14 protein-coding genes and 1 tRNA gene are annotated in these 18502 nt (G+C 58.1%); 9 read left to right on the plus strand and 6 right to left on the minus strand.

The window, feature by feature from the left end; translation table 11 throughout:
- Positions 1–32: 32 nt before the first annotated feature.
- From C4N22_RS12030 to C4N22_RS12040, 3 genes are all read right to left on the minus strand, one after another.
- Positions 33–914 carry a galactose mutarotase gene (locus C4N22_RS12030; protein ID WP_022256513.1) on the minus strand — a complete coding sequence of 294 codons (882 nt, stop codon included), beginning with the start codon at positions 912–914 and terminating at the stop codon, positions 33–35.
- Between the two features lie 107 nt (positions 915–1021).
- Positions 1022–2512, minus strand: a complete 1491-nt coding sequence (locus C4N22_RS12035) for a UxaA family hydrolase (RefSeq protein ID WP_112149137.1) — start codon at positions 2510–2512, stop codon at positions 1022–1024.
- A gap of 88 nt (positions 2513–2600) precedes the next feature.
- Positions 2601–4115, minus strand: coding sequence for a tagaturonate reductase (locus tag C4N22_RS12040; protein ID WP_112149138.1), 1515 nt, complete (start codon positions 4113–4115; stop codon positions 2601–2603).
- Between the two features lie 320 nt (positions 4116–4435).
- Here C4N22_RS12040 and uxaC point away from each other — a divergent pair, with 320 nt between their 5' ends.
- Positions 4436–5869, plus strand: coding sequence for a glucuronate isomerase (uxaC, locus tag C4N22_RS12045; protein ID WP_112115965.1), 1434 nt, complete (start codon positions 4436–4438; stop codon positions 5867–5869).
- 145 nt (positions 5870–6014) lie between these two features.
- Here the strand turns inward: uxaC and eno are convergent, their stop codons facing one another.
- Entirely contained in the window at positions 6015–7313 is a 1299-nt protein-coding gene (gene eno, locus C4N22_RS12050; RefSeq protein WP_112115964.1) for a phosphopyruvate hydratase, read from the minus strand.
- Positions 7314–7726: 413 nt separating this feature from the next.
- On the opposite strand from eno, the gene C4N22_RS12055 reads away from it, so the two are divergent.
- The 5 genes from C4N22_RS12055 to C4N22_RS12075 all read left to right on the plus strand — a co-directional run bounded on the left by C4N22_RS12055 (position 7727) and on the right by C4N22_RS12075 (position 12557).
- Complete coding sequence (locus tag C4N22_RS12055; RefSeq protein WP_112149139.1) at positions 7727–8950, plus strand: ABC transporter substrate-binding protein; 1224 nt, start codon at positions 7727–7729, stop codon at positions 8948–8950.
- Between the two features lie 138 nt (positions 8951–9088).
- Positions 9089–9967, plus strand: coding sequence for a branched-chain amino acid ABC transporter permease (locus tag C4N22_RS12060; RefSeq protein WP_022256237.1), 879 nt, complete (start codon positions 9089–9091; stop codon positions 9965–9967).
- A 15-nt stretch (positions 9968–9982) separates the two neighbouring features.
- A complete protein-coding gene (locus tag C4N22_RS12065; RefSeq protein ID WP_022256238.1) occupies positions 9983–11008 on the plus strand; it encodes a branched-chain amino acid ABC transporter permease in 1026 nt (341 codons plus the stop codon).
- Positions 11001–11840, plus strand: coding sequence for an ABC transporter ATP-binding protein (locus C4N22_RS12070; protein WP_112115962.1), 840 nt, complete (start codon positions 11001–11003; stop codon positions 11838–11840). Before C4N22_RS12065 ends, C4N22_RS12070 begins: the two co-directional genes overlap by 8 nt.
- 3 nt (positions 11841–11843) lie before the next feature.
- Positions 11844–12557, plus strand: a complete 714-nt coding sequence (locus tag C4N22_RS12075; protein ID WP_181567010.1) for an ABC transporter ATP-binding protein — start codon at positions 11844–11846, stop codon at positions 12555–12557.
- Between the two features lie 177 nt (positions 12558–12734).
- Here the strand turns inward: C4N22_RS12075 and C4N22_RS12080 are convergent, their stop codons facing one another.
- Together C4N22_RS12080 and C4N22_RS12085 are read right to left on the minus strand one after the other, a co-directional pair.
- The gene (locus C4N22_RS12080) at positions 12735–14603 is read right to left on the minus strand and encodes a hypothetical protein (RefSeq protein WP_112149140.1); all 1869 of its coding nucleotides are present in this window, start codon (positions 14601–14603) and stop codon (positions 12735–12737) included.
- 7 nt (positions 14604–14610) lie between these two features.
- Positions 14611–16704: an efflux RND transporter permease subunit gene (locus tag C4N22_RS12085; protein WP_112149141.1), complete on the minus strand. Its 2094-nt coding sequence runs from the start codon at positions 16702–16704 to the stop codon at positions 14611–14613.
- 224 nt (positions 16705–16928) lie between these two features.
- On the opposite strand from C4N22_RS12085, the gene C4N22_RS12090 reads away from it, so the two are divergent.
- The 3 genes from C4N22_RS12090 to C4N22_RS12100 all read left to right on the plus strand — a co-directional run.
- A tRNA-Val gene (locus C4N22_RS12090) sits at positions 16929–17004 on the plus strand.
- A gap of 440 nt (positions 17005–17444) precedes the next feature.
- A complete protein-coding gene (locus tag C4N22_RS12095; protein ID WP_003864537.1) occupies positions 17445–17864 on the plus strand; it encodes a nuclear transport factor 2 family protein in 420 nt (139 codons plus the stop codon).
- Positions 17865–18117: 253 nt separating this feature from the next.
- The coding region (locus C4N22_RS12100; protein WP_146746529.1) for a recombinase family protein at positions 18118–18502 on the plus strand (385 nt) is incomplete at its 3' end.

The following is an 18502-nucleotide window of genomic DNA, read 5'->3' on the forward strand; positions in this document are numbered from 1 at the left end:
TTTTTTGTTCAGATGTTCAGGAAAGCGGATTTTCAGACTTTCTCAATGGTGATGCTCCACTCGCTGGTCATGGCCTCATCAGGCTCCAGCACCTCGTGCTTGCCCTCTTCGTTGACGCTGTTGGCCCAGCCGTTCCAGGGCTCCATGCAGACGAAGCTCTCGGCATCCTGCTGCCAGAGCACGCCGTTGGTGAAAGTCTCGTCGGCGTCCACAGTCACCTTGTGGCCGTTGCCCTTGTCGGTAAAGCTCATGGGGAACTCCACGCCGGTCAGCAGGCGGATGGAGTTGTCGGCACCCTCCTTGCGGGTCAGGGTGATCTTCTCCGGGGCAGCGGGCTGCTCGCCCTTGGCGTTCTCAGAGCAGGTAGCGCACTGGATGTTGAAGTCCACGTTCTCCAGGGCAGAGGCGTTGAAGTAGGGGTGGTAGCCAAAGCTGAACGGCATCGGCTTGTCGCCCTCGTTGATGACGGTCATGCTGATGGTGGCCTTGCTGCCCTCCAGATTGTAGTTCACCAGCAGGGTGAAATCAAACGGGTAGAGGAACTTGGTCAGCGGGGTGGACTCCAGCACAAGGCTCACGCCGTCCGGGCCGACGCTCTCCACTTCCCAGGCGCAGAGGTCTGCAAAGCCGTGGCACTCCATAGGGTAGGCCTTGCCGTCAAAGAGATGCACGCCGTTGTCCGGGTTGCCGCAGCTGGGGAAGAGCACGGGCACGCCAAAGCGGGGGCGGTTGCACTCGCTGAAGTTGGGGCGGCGGGTCCAGATGTACTCCTCGCCGTCCAGCGTGAAGCCGGTGATCATGCCGCCGCGCTCGGGGGTGATGGTCAGGGCCGTCTTGGCGGCGGGGTCGGTGATGACGTACTGCTCGTAGCAGGCACCGTTCTCCGTGACGTACTGGGTAGTGATCTGATTCATAAAGTTTGTCCTCCTGTTTTTTTGCCCGCGTTCCGCGGGTCGAAATTAAGAATCAATGCACAAAAAGGCCGCCGTGCACCACAGGGCACACAGCAGCCTCTGATCCATTACAGAACAACGCCGTCCTTGAAGATGGAGATCTCGCGGAAGCCGTGCTTTTCGGCCTTGGTCTGCTCACCGCTGGCAACGCGGATGACCAGATCCAGCAGGTCGTGCGCGGCCTCGTCGATGGTCTTCTCTCCATCCGCGATGACACCGGTGTTGAAGTCGATCCAGCCGGACTTCTTCTGGGCCAGCGGGGTGTTGGTGGAGATCTTCAGGGTGGGGGCCGGGGCCGAGAACGGCGTGCCGCGGCCGGTGGAGAAGAGGATGAGGTGCGCGCCGGCTGCTGTCATGGCCGTGGCGGAGACCAGGTCATTGCCGGGGCCGTAGAGCATATTCAGGCCCTTGGTCACCACGGGGTCGCCGTAGCCGATGACGTCCATGATGGGGGCGGTGCCGCCTTTCTGGACACAGCCGCAGCTCTTGTCCTCCAGGGTGGTGATGCCGCCCTGCTTGTTGCCCGGGGAGGGGTTGTCGTAAACCACCTCGTTGTGGCTGATGAAGTACTCCTTGAAGCCGTTGATCATCTTCTCAGCCTTGACGAAGACGTCGTGGTTGATGCAGCGATCCATCAGGAAGCCCTCGGCACCGAACATCTCGGGCACCTCGGTCAGGACGGTGGAACCGCCGCGCTGGCCCATCATATCGGAGAAGCGGCCGATGGTGGGGTTGGCGGTGATGCCGGACAGGCCATCCGAGCCGCCGCACTTCATGCCGACCACCAGCTCACTGACGGGAATGGGTTCGCGCTGGAACTGACCGGCATAAGCAGCCAGCTCCTTGAGGATCTCGCGGGCCGCGGTGAACTCGTCGTCCACGTCCTGGCAGGTCAGGAACTTGACCCGGTCGTGGTCGTACTCGCCCAGCTCTTCCACGAACTGGTCATGCTGGAGGTTCTCACAGCCCAGATGCAGCACCAGAACGGCAGCGGCATTGGGGTGGCGGACCAGAGCCGCCAGCAGCTTGCGGGTCTGTGCATGATCATGGCCGGTCTGGCTGCAGCCAAACGGATGGGTAAAGGTATACAGGCCCTCGATGCTGCCGGTGACCAGATCCTGGTTGTCGGCCACCATCTTCTTGGCGATATCGTTGACACAGCCGACGGTGGGAATGATCCAGATCTCGTTGCGGATGGCGGCGCGGCCATCCTTGCGGCGGAAGCCCATAAAGGTCTCCGGAGCCGCCTTGGGCAGGGGAGCCAGATCGGGGGCGGGATTGTAGCTGTACTCCACCTCACCGGAAAGGTTGGTGTGGACATTGTGGGTGTGCATCCAGGTGCCCGGCTCGGCATCGGCGGTGGCATGGCCGATGGGGAAGCCGTATTTGATGACGTTCTCGCCGTTCTTGATGGGCTTCACGGCCATTTTATGGCCCTGGGGAATATCCTCCAGCGCGGTGACGGAAAGGCCGTCTACCTCCACCAGAGTGCCCTTGGCGATGGGATGCAGCGCGACAACGACGTTGTCGATGGGGCTGATGTGAATTGCCTGCGGCATAGTTTCTCTCCTTGTACTCTCAAAAGCACAAAAGGGCTGCTGCCCAAAGCAGCAGCCCTTTGATGTGCGGGGAAAATATTCTGTCGAATTACAGGCAGCTCTTGTAAGCAGCCTCAGCGCCCTGAGAGCGGATCAGCTCCAGATCAGCCAGGACAGCGGCCTCGAGGCCCTCGATCTTGGTCAGATCCTGATCCCACATCTGGGTGTTGGACAGGACAGCGTGCACCAGCTGAGCGGCGGTGTCGTCCTTGTGTGCATAGTAGAAGTCCAGAGCCCATGCGTCATCCTGGATCTTATAGGTGTTGCCGGCCGGGCGCTTGCAGATCAGGCCGTCGGCGGCGCGCTCCTGGATGTCGTTGGAATAGAATGCGATATAGGCTGCCAGAGACATGGTCAGGCACTTGGGCAGCTGCTTCTGCTCCTCGATATAAGCCAGGAAAGAGGGCATGTTGCGGGCTTTCCACTTGGAGGTGGAGTTCAGGGAAATGCTCATCAGCTCGTGGTTGACGAACGGGTTGTTGAAGCGGTCTTCCACAGCGGAAGCAAAATCTTCCAGGTCTTTCTTGTCCAGAGGCAGGGTGGGGATGATCTCCTCGTGCAGCATCTTGTTCATGAAGCCGCGGACGGTATCGTTGTGCATGCAGTCACGGACGATATCAAAGCCAGCCAGGTAAGCGCCCAGAACAAAACCGGTGTGGGCACCGTTCAGGATGCGGACCTTGCGCTTCTTATAAGGAGTGACATCGGGCACGACCATGACGTTGACGCCGGCTTTCTTGAACGGGAGCTTGTCCTCCAGGCCCGCGGGGCCCTCGATGACCCAGACGCCGAACACTTCGCCGACATCCAGCACCTGATCGTGGTAGCCGTTGGCCTCTTCCAGGGCAGCCAGTTCTTTCGGGTCACGAATGCGGCCCGGGACGATGCGGTCCACCAGAGTGGAGCAGAACGTGTTGGCGTTGTTCATCCAGTCGAGGAAAGCAGCGTCCAGGTTCCAGTCCTTGGCGTAGTTGTTGCAGCACTTCTTCAGCTCTTTGCCGTTGTTGTCGATCAGCTCGCAGGAGAGGATGACCAGGCCCTTGTCGGCAGCGCCGTTGTATGCCTTGTAGCGCTCATACAGCACGCGGGTCAGCTTTGCGGGGAAGCTGTTGGGGGGCACCTGATCGAACTCGCTGTCGCCCTGGGTGTAAGCGATGCCGGCCTCGGTGGTGTTGGAGACGATGATCTCCAGATCCTCGGAGCGAGCCAGCTCCAGCACCTCAGCCCACTTGCCATCCTGATAAGGGCAGACACAGTCGGACACGCAGGAGATCACGCGCTTGGCGTCCACTTTCTGGCCTTTCTCACTGCCGCGCAGGTACAGGGTGTACAGGCCCTCCTGCTCGTTGATCCAGTCAGCCATCTGGGGGAAGTTGGCAATGGGCTGCACCAGCTTGACCTTGCCGTTGAAGCCGGCTTTCTCGTTGGCGATATCAATAAAGTAATCCACGAACGCGCGGAGGAAGTTGCCCTCACCGAACTGCATCACCTTGACCGGGGCATCCTTGAGGACGTAGCCGTTGTAACCAGTCTCTGCCAAAACCTTGTAATTCAAAGTTTCCATTTTGCTGTTCTCCTTTTTATGTTGCTTTGCTCAAAACCGGAGCCGCCACGGTGCGGCCCCCGACTACCCCTATTTTATGCTGTTGTATACAAATAAGTCAAGGGGGTAAGGATGGGTTTTTGCCCCAAAATAGGCCATTTTCATAAATTCCAGCGGTTTTCACAAGGAATGCTTTAAAAATTCGTCAAATTTTCAGTTGTATACATGCGTGATTTTCGGTATACTAAGGATGTATCCGCTCCCACTGGGATCCTGTGGGGGCAGGAAAGCACATTTTTTGTATGATTTCACCTTGAATACAAGAAAAGGAGAACTCGATCATGAAAGCATTTATGGATAAGGAGTTCATGCTCCAGAACCCCACCGCTCAGCACCTGTACCATACTTATGCTGAGGATATGCCCATCTGCGATTACCACTGCCATATCCCTCCCCGCGAGATCTATGAGAACCGCCGCTTTGAGAATATCACTCAGGTGTGGCTGGGCGGCCGCAACCCGGACGGCAGCTACTTTGGCGACCATTATAAGTGGCGCGTGATGCGCTCCAGTGGCGTGCCTGAGGAGTACATTACCGGCGATAAGCCCGACCGCGAGCGCTTCCAGAAGTTTGCAGAGGCTCTGCCCATGGCCATCGGCAACCCGATGTACCACTGGTGTAACCTGGAGCTGCACCGCTTCTTCGGCTATGACGGCGTGCTGAACGGCGACACCGCTGAGGAAGTGTGGAACCTGTGCAACGACAAGCTGCAGCACGACCCCAAGCTGACCGTCCGCGGCCTGATCGAGCAGAGCAACGTGGCATTCATCGGCACCACCGATGACCCCATCGACAGCCTGGAGTGGCACAAGAAGATCAAGGAAGACCCCACCATCAAGTTCACCGTGGCTCCGTCTTTCCGTCCTGACAAGGCCCTCAACATCCAGAAGCCCGGCTTTGCAGAGTACATGGCGCAGCTGGCTGCTGTTGTGGGCAAGGAGAAGCTGGCCTGCATCAACTGCGTGACCGACGCTCTGACCAAGCGCATTGAGTTCTTCGTGGAGATGGGCTGCCGCGCTTCTGACCACGGCCTGGACTATGTGCCTTACCGTGAAGCTTCCAAGGAAGAGGTCAACGCCATCTACCAGAAAGTCATGGCTGGCGAGGCCTGCACGGCCGAAGAGGCTGAGAAGTACCAGACCTACATCCTCATCCACCTGGGCAAGCAGTATCACCGCCTGAACGTTGCCATGCAGATCCACTACAACTGCCTGCGCGGCGTCAACCGCAAGATGAACGCTCTGCTGGGACCCGACACCGGCTTTGATATGATCAACACCGCAAGCTGCGGCGGCCAGATCGCTTCTCTGCTGAGCGCTCTGAACGACACCGACGAGTGCCCCAAGACCATCATCTACAGCCTGAACCCGTACGACAACGAGCAGATCGGCACCATTCTGGGCTGCTTCCAGAACGATGAGATCCCCGGCAAGATCCAGCACGGTTCCGGCTGGTGGTTCAACGACCAGAAGATCGGCATGGAGAACCAGATGAAGAGCCTGGCAAACCTGGGCCTGCTGGGCAACTTTGTTGGGATGCTGACCGACAGCCGCAGCTTCCTGAGCTACACCCGCCACGACTACTTCCGCCGCATCCTGTGCAACCTGATCGGCGAGTGGGTCGAGAACGGCGAGTATCCCAACGACGAGAAGGCTCTGGAGAAGATCGTCAAGGGCATCTGCTTCGACAACGCAAAGCGTTACTTCGCTCTGTAAGCTTTGCGGGAAGCGTTTCCTGTTCAGTACCTGAATGCATAAAAACACCCGGCACCGTGAACTGCGGTGCCGGGTGTTTTTTTGCCAGGGGGTTGGATTTATGGGTTTCACTGGGAAAGAAAGGAAAAAATGAATGGCTTGTGTTTCAGCGCTTGACGTTGAACGCGCCCATGCCGGGGTAAACAGCGCTGGCACCCAGGTGCTCTTCAATGCGGAGCAGCTGGTTGTACTTGGCCACGCGCTCGGTGCGGCTGGGAGCGCCGGTCTTGATCTGGCAGGTGTTCAGAGCCACGGCCAGGTCTGCAATGGTGGTATCCTCGGTCTCGCCGGAGCGGTGAGAGCTGATGGCGGTGTAACCAGCCTTGTGTGCCATCTTGATGGCCTCCAGCGTCTCGGAAACGGAGCCGATCTGGTTCAGCTTGATGAGGATGGCGTTGCCGGCACCCAGCTGGATGCCCTTGGCCAGACGCTCGGTGTTGGTGACGAACAGGTCGTCGCCCACCAGCTGGACCTTGCCGCCCAGCTCGCGGGTCATCTCCTGCCAGCCCTCCCAGTCCTCTTCATCCAGGCCGTCCTCGATGGAGATGATGGGGTACTTCTCAACCAGTTTTTTCCAGTGTGCGATCAGCTCGCTGGAAGTGTACTCGGTGCCAGCCTTGGGCAGCTTGTAGAAGCCCTTGCCCTTGGGGCTCTTCCACTCGGAGGAAGCGGCGTCCATGGCCAGCATGAAGTCCTTGCCGGGCAGATAGCCGGCTTTCTCAATGGCGGCCAGAATGGTCTCGATGGTCTCCTCATCGCTGGACAGGTTGGGCGCAAAGCCGCCCTCATCGCCGACGGAGGTAGCCAGACCCTTGGCTTTCAGGATGGAAGCCAGAGCATGGAAGACCTCAGCGCACCAGCGCAGGCCCTCTTTAAAGGAGGGAGCACCCACGGGCATGATCATGAACTCCTGAGTATCCACGGTGTTGGTGGCGTGCGCGCCGCCGTTCAGAATGTTCATCATGGGGACGGGCAGGCGGTTGCCGTTCACGCCGCCCAGGAAGCGGTACAGGGGCATGTCCAGCGAGGCGGCGGCAGCGCGGCAGGCTGCAATGGAAACAGCCAGGATGGCGTTTGCGCCCAGGTTGGATTTATCCTTGGTGCCGTCGGCTTTCAGCATGGCGGCGTCCACCGCGTAGATGTCGGAAGCGTCCAGGCCCACCACGGCGTCCGCAATGACGGTATTGATGTTCTCCACAGCCTTGGTCACGCCCTTGCCCAGGTAGCGGCTCTTGTCGCCGTCGCGGAGCTCCAGCGCCTCAAACTCGCCGGTGGAAGCACCGGACGGGGCGCAGCCGCGTGCAACAGTGCCGTCGGCCAGAGTGATCTCAGCCTCAACGGTGGGGTTTCCGCGGGAGTCCAGGATCTCGCGGCCGATGACGGATTCAATTTCCAGATAGTTCATAAGAGTTGCCCTCCTGAATACGTTCTCAGCATTATTGGATAGTATACGCTAACTAACCGCCTTTATCCTATCACGTTTCCGGCCTGTATGCAAGGGGCTGAGAAGATGTTAGTTGATAGAAACTTAACGAGCCTGCGGGAGCTGTGTAACTTTTTTGTTATGGGTGAAGCGCTTTCATTTCGTGCTTGTACGAGATGAATAACTTGAAAAAGTAAACAAAAACAATGCATTCGTTTTGTTTAAAATAGAAGAAAATGCCCGAAAATGCCCCAAAAACTATGGACGGTTTGTGAATTGCACACTCTGCGGCGAGGGTCTATAATAAGCCTATCGAGGCAGAGGAGCTTTGAGGGAAGCCACTCTGCTTCATACTTTTACACGAAAAACTTCCAATCCAAGGAGGATATACGATTATGAAAAAGATGATCTCTCGCCGTAGCTTTCTGGCTGCCGCTGGTGTTTCCGCTGCTGCTTTGGCCCTGACCGCCTGCGGCGGCTCTTCCAGCAGCACCGCTGCTTCCACCGCTGCAAGCACTGCTGGCTCCACTGCCGCTGCTTCCGGTGATACCATCAAGGTTGGCGTTATGGGCCCCATGACCGGCGATGTTTCCGTTTACGGTCTGGCTGTTACCAACGGCGCGAACCTGTATCTGGATCAGGTCAACGCCAACGGCGGCATCAATGGCAAGATGATCGAGTCCATCACCATGGACGAGCAGGGCGACGCGACTCAGGCTGTCCAGTGCTTCACCAAGATGGTGGATGAGGGGATCGTTGGTCTGATCGGCGACGTGACCACCACCCCGACTCTGGCCGTTGCCGCTGAGAGCCAGGACTACAACATGCCCATGGTCACTGCTTCCGCTACCGCTGAGGCTGTTACCTACGATGCTGAGACCGACACCGTGTATGAGAATGTCTTCCGTGCCACCTTTACCGACCCGTTCCAGGGCATCAAGATGGCGGACTACGCTTACCAGAAGCTGGGCTACACCAAGGCAGCCGTCATCTACAAGAAAGGCGCTGACTACAACGAGGGCCTGGCTGAGAACTTCGTCAACGAGTTCGAGGCTCTGGGCGGCACCATCGTCGATGAGGAGAGCTACTCCGACGGCGACGTGGATTACAAGACGCAGCTGACCACCATTCTGGGCAAGGGCCCCGAGACCGTCTTCTGCCCCAACTACTATCAGGAAGTGGGCCAGATCCTGTCTCAGGCCGAGAGCGTCGGCCTGACCGTTCCGTTCCTGGGCGGCGACGGCTGGGACGGCCTGGAGGGCTACGCCACCAACGACCAGCTGAAGGATACCTACTTCTGCGCCAACTACGCAAAGGGCTCCAACCCCGACTTTGAGAACGCGTACAAGGAGAAGTACGGCGAGGACTACCCCAACGGCTTCTCTCCTCTGGGCTACGATGCGGCCGTTACCCTGTGCTACGGCATTCAGGCTGCTGAGGACGCTGGTCTGGAAGCAGGCACCGATGAGTACAAGCAGGCTGTGATTGATGGCATCAAGAATGGCACCATCGAGGGCATCACCGGTACCTTTACCTTTGATGAGCACAACAACCCCGTCAAGAGCACCGCGATCCTGACCTATGTCGATGGCGCGCCGGTTCTGAAAGAGATGTTCTAAGCTGCTTCGGGCCGCGGCCCGGAAAGCTGCAAAGTTTTCAATGATCCACTTGCGGAGACCGTCGGTAGAGGTTTGCTTCGACCGTCTCCGCATTTTTGTATTATTTCTATCCGGATCAAGAAAGGAAGGAATCAAACCATGACAGTGTTTTTTAGTCAGCTGATCAACGGTCTTTCCCTGGGCAGCATCTATGCACTGATCGCACTGGGCTACAGCATGGTGTACGGCATCATCCTGCTGCTGAACTTTGCCCATGGCGATGTCATTATGGTGGGCGCTTACATGTCCTGGTTCGTCATGAACCAGCTGGGCCTCGGCCCTGTCACCGCCGTGTGCGCCACCATCGTCACCTGCACGCTGCTGGGCGTCGTGATCGAGAAAGTTGCCTACACCCCGCTGCGCGGCGCACCCCGCATCTCGCTGCTGATCACCGCCATCGGCGTCTCCTTTTTCCTGGAGTACACCGCGGAACTGATCATGGGCTCCGGCGCAAAGGTCATCCCGTCTTACTATGCCGCCAAGACCTTTATGATCGGCAAGGTGCCGCTGGGCCTGACCTCCATCATCACGCTGGTGGTCACCGTGCTGTCCATGCTGGTCCTGACGTTCCTGGTCCAGAAGACCAAGCTTGGCAAGGCCATGCGTGCCGTCTCTGAGGATATGGATGCTGCCCGCCTCATGGGCATCAACGTCAACAGCACCATCTCGTTCACGTTTGCCGTCGGCTCCGCACTGGCCGGCATCGGTGCGGTGCTGTACTGCTGCTCCTACCCGCAGGCTACTCCCACCATGGGTTCCATGCTGGGCCTGAAAGCATTCGTCGCCGCCGTGTTGGGCGGCATCGGCTCCATCCCTGGCGCCATGATCGGTGGTATCGCCATCGGCCTGTGTGAATGCTTCGTCTCCGCCATCGGCCTCTCTGCCTGGAAAGACGCCGTCACGTTTGCCATCCTGATCGTTGTGCTGCTGGTCAAGCCCACCGGCTTCCTCGGCCGTCAGGTGCAGGAAAAGGTGTAAGGAGGGAATAGAAAGATGAATAAGAATCGCAAAACCCTCAAAATGCCCGTGCGTTACCTCATGAACGCCGTGCTGGTGGTGCTCTTGTTCCTGGCCCTCTCCTACATGACCGGGAACATGCTCTCTACCTACCAGAACAAAGTGCTGATGACCGTGGGCATCAACATCATTCTGGCCGTGTCCCTGAACGTTGCCACCGGTTACCTGGGCCAGCTGCCGCTGGGCCATGCCGGTTTTATGGCCGTGGGTGCTTACACCTGCGCCCTGTTCACCAAGTACTGCCCGCTGCCCGGCCCCGTCTCCTTTGTGCTGGGCCTGGTGCTGGCCTGCGTGATGGCTGGCCTGTTCGGTGTCCTCATCGGCATCCCGGCTCTGCGCCTGACCGGCGACTATCTGGCGATCCTGACACTGGGCTTTGGTGAGATCATCCGCATCACCCTGAACAACATCGACGATGTGCTGGGATTCAAGCTGTTCTACGGTGCCAAGGGCCTGAAAAACATCCCCAAGTACTCCAATTTCACGAATGTCTTCCTCTGCGTGGTCATCACCTGCTTCCTCATCCATGCGATGATGAAGTCCCGCCATGGCCGTGCGGTCCTCGCCATCCGCGATAACGAGATCGCCGCTGAGAGCTGCGGCATCCAGACCACCTATTACAAGGTCATGGCCTTTGCGTTCTCCGCCGCTTTTGCAGGCCTGGCGGGCGGCCTGTACGCCTGCTATCTGGGCGTTCTGGACCCCTCCACGTTCGGCTTTATGAAATCCATCGAGATCCTGGTCATGGTGGTTCTGGGCGGCATGGGCTCCATGCTGGGCTCCATCCTCTCCGCTACCGTGCTGACCATCCTGCCCGAGGCGACCCGCAGCTTTGAGAGCTACCGCATGGTGGTCTACTCTTTGGTGCTGATCCTCATGATGATCTTCCGTCCGGGCGGCCTGCTGGGCAGCTACGATTTCTCCATGAGCCGCGTTGTGGAGAAAGCAATGAACGGCGAGCTGTTCCGCAAGAAAGAAAAGGAGGGTGCAGACCATGAGTGAGTTTCAGACCAAGTTACACAGTGTGCCCTCCGGCGGCTTCCTGACCGACCGCGATAAGGACAAAAAACCCATTCTGGACGTCCGTGAGCTGGGCATCGATTTTGGCGGCCTGACCGCCGTGGACGGCTTCAACCTGATGATCGGCCGCAACGAGATCACCGGCCTGATCGGCCCCAACGGCGCGGGCAAGACCACCGTTTTCAACCTGCTCACCAACGTTTACCAGCCCACCCGCGGCTCCATCCTGATCGATGGAATGCCCACGGCCGGCAAAAAGACCTATCAGGTCAACCGGATGGGCGTGGCCCGCACGTTCCAGAACATCCGCCTGTTCAAAGAGCTGTCGGTCATCGACAACATCAAGGTGGGCCTGCATGAGTCCATGAAGTACGATCTGGCTTCCTCCCTCATCCGCCTGCCCAACTACTGGAAAGAGGAAAAACACTGCACCGAGCGTGCCTTTGAGCTGCTGGATATCTTCCACATGGCAGACCTGGCCGATACCCTGGCCGGCAGCCTGCCCTACGGCGCGCAGCGCCGGTTGGAGATCATGCGTGCACTGGCTACCAGCCCGAAGCTGCTGCTGCTGGATGAGCCCGCTGCCGGTATGAACCCCTCTGAGACGGCCGAGCTGACCGAGACCATCCGCCGCATCCGCGACGAGTTCAACATTGCCGTGCTGCTGATCGAGCACGACATGAGCCTGGTTATGGGCATCTGCGAGGGCATCGCCGTGCTGAACTTTGGCCGCGTCATCGCCAAGGGCACCCCGGACGAGATCCGCAACAACCCGCAGGTCATTGAGGCCTACCTGGGCAAAAAGGAGGGCTGAACAATGGCACAGACGATGCTGAAAGTAGACAATATCAATGTGTATTACGGCAACATCCACGCCGTGAAGAACGTCTCGTTCGAGGTCAACGAGGGCGAGATCGTCACCCTGATCGGTGCCAACGGTGCAGGAAAATCCACCACCCTGAAGACCATCTCCGGTCTGCTGCACCCCAAAACGGGTGATGTGCTGTACAAGGGCAAGAGCATCAAGGGCGTCCGCGCGCACAAGATCGTGGAGCAGGGCCTGGCCCATGTGCCGGAAGGCCGCCATGTGTTCCTGCACATGACCGTGGAGGAAAACCTGGATATGGGCGGCTATACGCAGCCCGCCTCCACCATCGGCCCCAACAAAGAGAAAGTCTTTGAGCTGTTCCCCCGCCTGAAAGAGCGCCGGAAGCAGCTGGCCGGTACCATGTCCGGCGGCGAGCAGCAGATGCTGGCCATGGGCCGCGCCCTGATGAGCAATGCCTCCATGCTGATGCTGGACGAGCCCTCCATGGGTCTTTCGCCCCTGCTGGTGCAGGAGATCTTCGATATCATCCAGAACATCCACAAGGAGGGCATGACCATCCTGCTGGTGGAGCAGAACGCACAGATGGCTCTTTCCGTGGCCGACCGTGCCTATGTTCTGGAGACGGGCCGTGTCGTCATGGACGGCACCGGTGCCGAGCTGCTGACCAACGAGCGGGTCCGCAGCGCATACCTGGGCGGCTGAGACGCCCCGCTGGATAGCACAAGCTGCAAAAATTCCCCCAGCGCGTCCGCGCTGAGGGAATTTTTCAGGCAGGATAGTTTATTACCAAACAATCTGTTTCAAACCTTTGGGAGGAATCAAAAAACGCCTCGTGCACTGCACGGGGCGTTTTTGCATGTTGAGAAAGATTGGGGAAAATCAGAACTGGAACAGAGCGATAAACTTTTTCCAGAGCCGGACGAAGAAGTTGTCGGCCTCGGCAGGGGCAGCCTGCTGGACCACAGAGGCTGCGGGTTCCACGTTCTCGGCAGTCTTGTAGAGGAACTTCATGCTGGAAACAGCGCCCTCCGGAGCGCCGGAGAAACTGGTGTACTCCTCCATGCGGCCCATCATCGCATCCAGCACTGTTTTCAGGGCGTGGAGCTGGTCGGTATCCAGCGCGCCGGTCAGCTGGGAGATGCCCTCCTCATTGAACTGGTTCAGGCCGCTGTGGAGCTGGTGGGTGCCGTCCACCAGCCGGTTGGCACCGTTGAGCAGGGCCTGTGCCCCGGCAACCAGCTGAGTGCTGCCGTCCTTGGCGGCGTGGGCACCATCCGCCGCGGCGGCCACACCGTCAGCGTACTGGCCCACGCTGGACACAAAGAACTGGATCTGCGCCAGATTGTCTTTCAGGGCACGGACATCGGCAATGTCCTGGCTCTGGGCGGTCTGGAGCACCAGCTCGTCGTGGATGACCTGCCGGGCGTCCGGGTCGGTGGCTTTCTGGAACATGGCCACGAACATGGAGGGGCTGTAGCTCTGCATCAGCCGGAGCGCGGCTTCCAGATCACTGTCCGTTTTGGTGGCGGAGAGGTAGAGGGCCAGGTCCAGCTGGCTGGCCTTGAACTGTGGGGCCTGCTCCCAGATGGTGCGCACCATCTTTTTGCGGCCGGCCTCCAGCGTTTTATCGTTCAGGGTCAGAATTTCATCAATGACAGCGGCGTAATTGTCCCAGGTGAGGGGCGTGTCGATGAGGCCGCCCTCCATCAGGGTCTTGCTGGCGGAATCCAGAACCCCGTCGGCCACCTGCTGGGCACCGGCGGTCAGGGCCGCGTTGTTGGAAGTCAGGGTATCCAGGCCCTCGGTCAGCTGGTCCAGACCACTGTTCAGCTGGCTGGTACCATCCAGCAGTGCCGCCGCGCCACTGTCCAGCTGGGCCACGCCGTCCACCAGCTGGGAAGCACCGCTCAGCAGCTGCTGTATGGCGTCGTTGAGCTGGCTGATGCCGTCGGTCAGGGAATTGATGCTGCTCAGGTCAAATACGTTGTCCTGCCCCAGCGCCTCAGCACTGGCGGCACTGGCCAGCAAAATCTGCGGGGCGGACAGGTTTTCCACATCGGCTTCCACGGTCACGCTGTCCTGCAAGTAGTCCTCTGCGGCGGAGAAGCTGTCCGGAAGCAGGCCGCTCAGGGCACCACGGACGCCGGGCAGGGTGACAAAGGCGGCGACCGTGGATTTGGCGGCACTTTCCAGCAGGCCGTGCTCCAGCGTCACATTGGAGGCGTCTTCCCCCAGCACCACACCCACGGCGGTGATAAACGGCGTGACAACGGTGCGCTCGGCCCCGTTGACCGTCACGGTGCCGGTTTCGTTGTTGGTCAGGTCGATGCGGATGGTCAGGTGGCCGCTCTTGCCCAGCAGGTTTTCCAGCGGGGCGGTTTCACCGTCCAGGGTGTAGGTCACAGTGGCGGAAACCGGCAGGGCACGGCTGGTGTTGCCCTTATAGTAGACATCGGTGTCGGTGGTGTCCCAGGTCAGGCTGTCGCCGTTCTGGGTGAACGCGGCGTCGCTCTCGGTATTGACGATATCGGTCAGGGTGGAGCGGTCGGTGACGCCGGAGAGGCCGGCCGCGTTGTAGAGGTGGGCGCTGACCGTGGTACTGGTGACAGAGCCGTCCGGGGCCATGACGGCGTACACCGTCTCGTCTTTGGAGAAGCTGGGCTTGGTGGCGGCAAAGGCGGGCAGGGCCATCCCGGCAGCCAGCGCCAGCGTCAGGGCCGCGCTGGTAAAGCGAAGTGTTTTTTTCATGGCAGGTTTACTCCTTTTCAGACATCTGAGGGGCAGCGGACGGGAGCCAGCCCAGGGTGGTGCGGCGGATGAGGCCGTCCAGCAGCATCAGGGCGGCAGGCAGCACCACAAGGATGACCACCGTGCTGATGAGCGCGCCCCGGGAGATGAGCAGGCAGATGCTCCGCATCAGCTCGATCTGGCTGATGACAGCCACGCCGAATGTGGCGGCAAAGAACGTCAGGCCGCTGGTGAGGATGCTCTGGCTGCAGTGTTCCAGTGCCTGCTGGGCGGCCTCCCGCGGGGTGCGGCCCAGGGCGCGCTCCTCCCGGTAACGGGTGGTCATGAGGATGGAGTAGTCCACCGTGGCACCCAGCTGGATGGTGCCCAGGATGATGCTGGCGATGAACGGAAGCGAAGCCCCGGTAAAGTAGGGGATGCCAAGATTGATGGCAATGGCGGCCTCAATGCTGGCCACCAGAATGACCGGGATGGACAGGCTGCGGAACGAGATGAGGATGATGACAAGCACGGCCAGGATGGACCAGACGTTGACATTGGCAAAATCGTTGTCCGCAATTTCCACCAGGTCTTTCGTCATGGCGCTCTCACCGGTGACGAGGCCCTCCGGGTCCGCCGCCTTGACGAGGGCGATCATCTGCTCCACCTGCGCGTTCACGGCGTCGGAGCCGGCCTTGTAGGCACCGTTGGCCAGGATCAGCTTGTAACCGGCGTTCTGCAAAATTTCCAGAATGCCGTCCGGCAGAATCTCGGTGGGGAAGCCCGGGCCGGTGATGGCGTCCAGACTGACCACCTGGGTGATGCCGTCCAGCTCGCCGATGTCATCGCACAGGGCGCTGACCTTGGAGGCGGGCAGGTCGTCGTGGACAAGGATGAAGTGGTTGGTCACCATACCGAAATCCTCGCCCAGCTTGCTCACGCCCACAATGCCGGGCATATCCTGCGGCAGGGCATCAAACAGGGCGTAGTAGACAGAAGTCCTGCCCTGGGCCAGCGCAAAGGGAATGATAATGGCAATGGACGCGATCAGCACCCCCACCGGGTGGCCCGAAACAAAGTAGCTCAGGCGGGTGAGCTTGGGGATGAATGTGCGATGACGGTATTTTTCCACCCACTTGTCAAAAAAGAGGATGAGGGCCGGCAGGATGACGATGGTGCAGACCACGCCCAGCGCCACGCCCTTGGCCATGACCACGCCGATGTCCCGGCCCAGCGTCAGCTGCATGGCGCACAGGGCCAGGAAGCCCGCAATGGTGGTCAGGCTGGAAGCGGAGATGGAGGTGGTCGTCTTGCAGATGGCGTTGACCATGGCTTCCTCGTTGGAGGAGGCCAGCTCTTTTTCCTCTTCATAGCGGTGGAGCAGGAAGATGGAAAAATCCATCGTCACGCCCAGCTGCAGCACGGCGGCCAGCGCCTCGGTAATGAAGCAGACATCCTTGAGGAAGAAGTTGGTGCCAAAGTTGTACACCAGCGGGAAGAGCAGCCCCAGCATAAACAGAAGGGGTGTGATGGTGCTCTCCAACGCCAGGAACAGAATGAGCAGGCAGGCACCGCCGCCAAACAGTAAGTAGAGGGGCATTTCCTGGGTGACCAGCGCCTTGGTATCATAGAAAATGACGCTGATGCCGCCAAAGAAGCAGTCCCGCCGCAGCACCTTTTTGATCTGCGCCACGGCCTCCATGGTCTCCTCGCTCACGCTGGAACCACCCAGCCGGACGATGAGGATGGTGGAATCGTTTTTGCCAAACAGGAATTTCTGCACATCGGCGGGCAGCATCTCCACCGGGATGGCCGGGTCTACCACGTCGCTGAGCCAGAACGTCTGCAATACGCCCGGGATGGCGTCGATGTCCTGCTTCATGGCCAGCAGCTCATGGGTGGGCAGGCCCTCCACGGTGATCATGCTGGTGGAAGCGAGTTGATAGTCGTCTTCCAGAATGAGCTGGCCCACCCGGGAGTCCAGCTCCGGCGGCAGGTAGGAGAGGATGTCGTAGTTGATGCGGGTGGCAATGGCTCCTACCGCCGAGGGGATCAGGAGCAGAACTGCGAGGATCAGGATCATTTTCCGCAGCCGGACAATGGCCTGCGCGATTTTTTTCATGAAAAGCCTCCCATTTTGAAAAATTGACGTTTTGCGGAGAATACAAAAGCGTCCTTTGTCGTTTTTGGCAATGTACTTTATTATAATAGCCGCATTCAAAACAGGCGTCAAGGAGAAAACCCCGCCGGTTTGTCCATCAAAAAATAAAAAATGATGGAATTTTCAAAAAAGGGCTTGCATTTTGCAAAAACCTGTGGTAATATATCCAAGTCGATACGACATCTGGACGGTTAGCTCAGCTGGTAGAGCATCTGCTTGACGTGCAGGAGGTCACAGGTTCGAGTCCTGTACCGTCCACCATACAGTTCGTACTCGAACCCGATTCTTTACGAAAAAGGGTTCGGGTACGTTTTTTGTTTATCGGAGGTTCTGCGGAAGGACTACTCGGAACGGTAAACGAGCAAAGGCAGGGTATCACTATGATAGTGGTATCCTGCCTTTTGTTTTGCGGAATCAAGTTCGCTTTGTGCGAACTTGGTCGTCACCCTATATGACGCATTGGGGGCAATCGCTGCGTACGTGCGTACCGGGAGAGCGTGTACACCTCTGGCAAGGTGTAACACACTAGACTTTGTCCCAAAGTCCGTGTGCTAAGGGGTCAAGCCCCTTAGAATCCCTGCGGATCGTGTACGCACGTACGCAGAAAAATGGCAAAATTTCACTATATCGGGGTGTTCTTTCATGGTGGAGTGTGGTATACTCGGCTTAGCCCAGTAAATCGGAAGTTATGGAGGTACTTTATGAACGAGAGAGAAAAAATTATCCGATTATGGTTTGATATGTGGATTAAGAAAGCAGATTTAGGAATTGACAATATTTTTACAGATGATGTTGTATATACTGAGAGTTGGAGTCCTAAATATGAAAACCGCAAAACGGTAAAGCACTGGTTTGACGAATGGAATACACGCGGAAGTGTTCTTGTCTGGGAGATTAAGCAATTTTTTCATCAAGGCAATCAAACAATCGTGGAGTGGTATTTTAAAAGCAAAATGAATAATGGAAATGTTGAAGAATTTGACGGAATATCTTTAATTGTATGGACACAGGATAACAAAATAAAATCATTAAAAGAGTTTGGTTGCAATCTTCATAATTACAATCCATATCGAGATAGTGATATTCCCGTATTTCGAGAAGAAAAAGCAAATTGGTTTTGAGAGGACTATAAATTCCAGTTTGCCGTACTCGTTCCAGCAGGGTTTGGGGCAGGCACGCCCCAACAAGAAGCTGTCCCAAAGTGGCAAGAATTTTCAAGAATTGAAAATTTGTGGCCACGGGACGATTCTTGCTCTCCCCTTTTTCGCTGCGTTTCGCAATTTTCACATTTCAATCTGCTCGCAGATTGTTGACAAGCTGCGCTTGACCCGATACTATAAAGGCAAGTCGAATACGCGCCAAGGAGGTGCAACCATGACCGCCGTGATCTACGCCCGCTATTCATCCGACAGCCAGCGTGAAGCGTCCATTGAAGGGCAGCTGCGCGACTGCAAGGACTACGCCGAGAAGAACGGTATCACCGTGGTCGGCACCTACATTGACCGTGCCTATTCTGCCAAGACGGATGACCGCCCGGACTTCCAGCGGATGATAAAGGACAGCGCGAAGAAAATCTTCGATGTGGTTCTGGTCTGGAAGCTCGACCGCTTTGCACGGAATCGGTTCGATGCCGTGAACTACAAGTACCAGCTGGAAAAGAACGGTGTCCATCTGGTGTCTGTCATGGAACCCATCTCGCAGGGGCCTGAAGGCATTATGGTGGAGAGTATGCTGATTGGCATGGCGGAATACTATTCCG

Origin of the sequence: Faecalibacterium prausnitzii, from assembly GCF_003287495.1 — a bacterium.
GTDB lineage: Bacteria > Bacillota > Clostridia > Oscillospirales > Ruminococcaceae > Faecalibacterium > Faecalibacterium prausnitzii_I.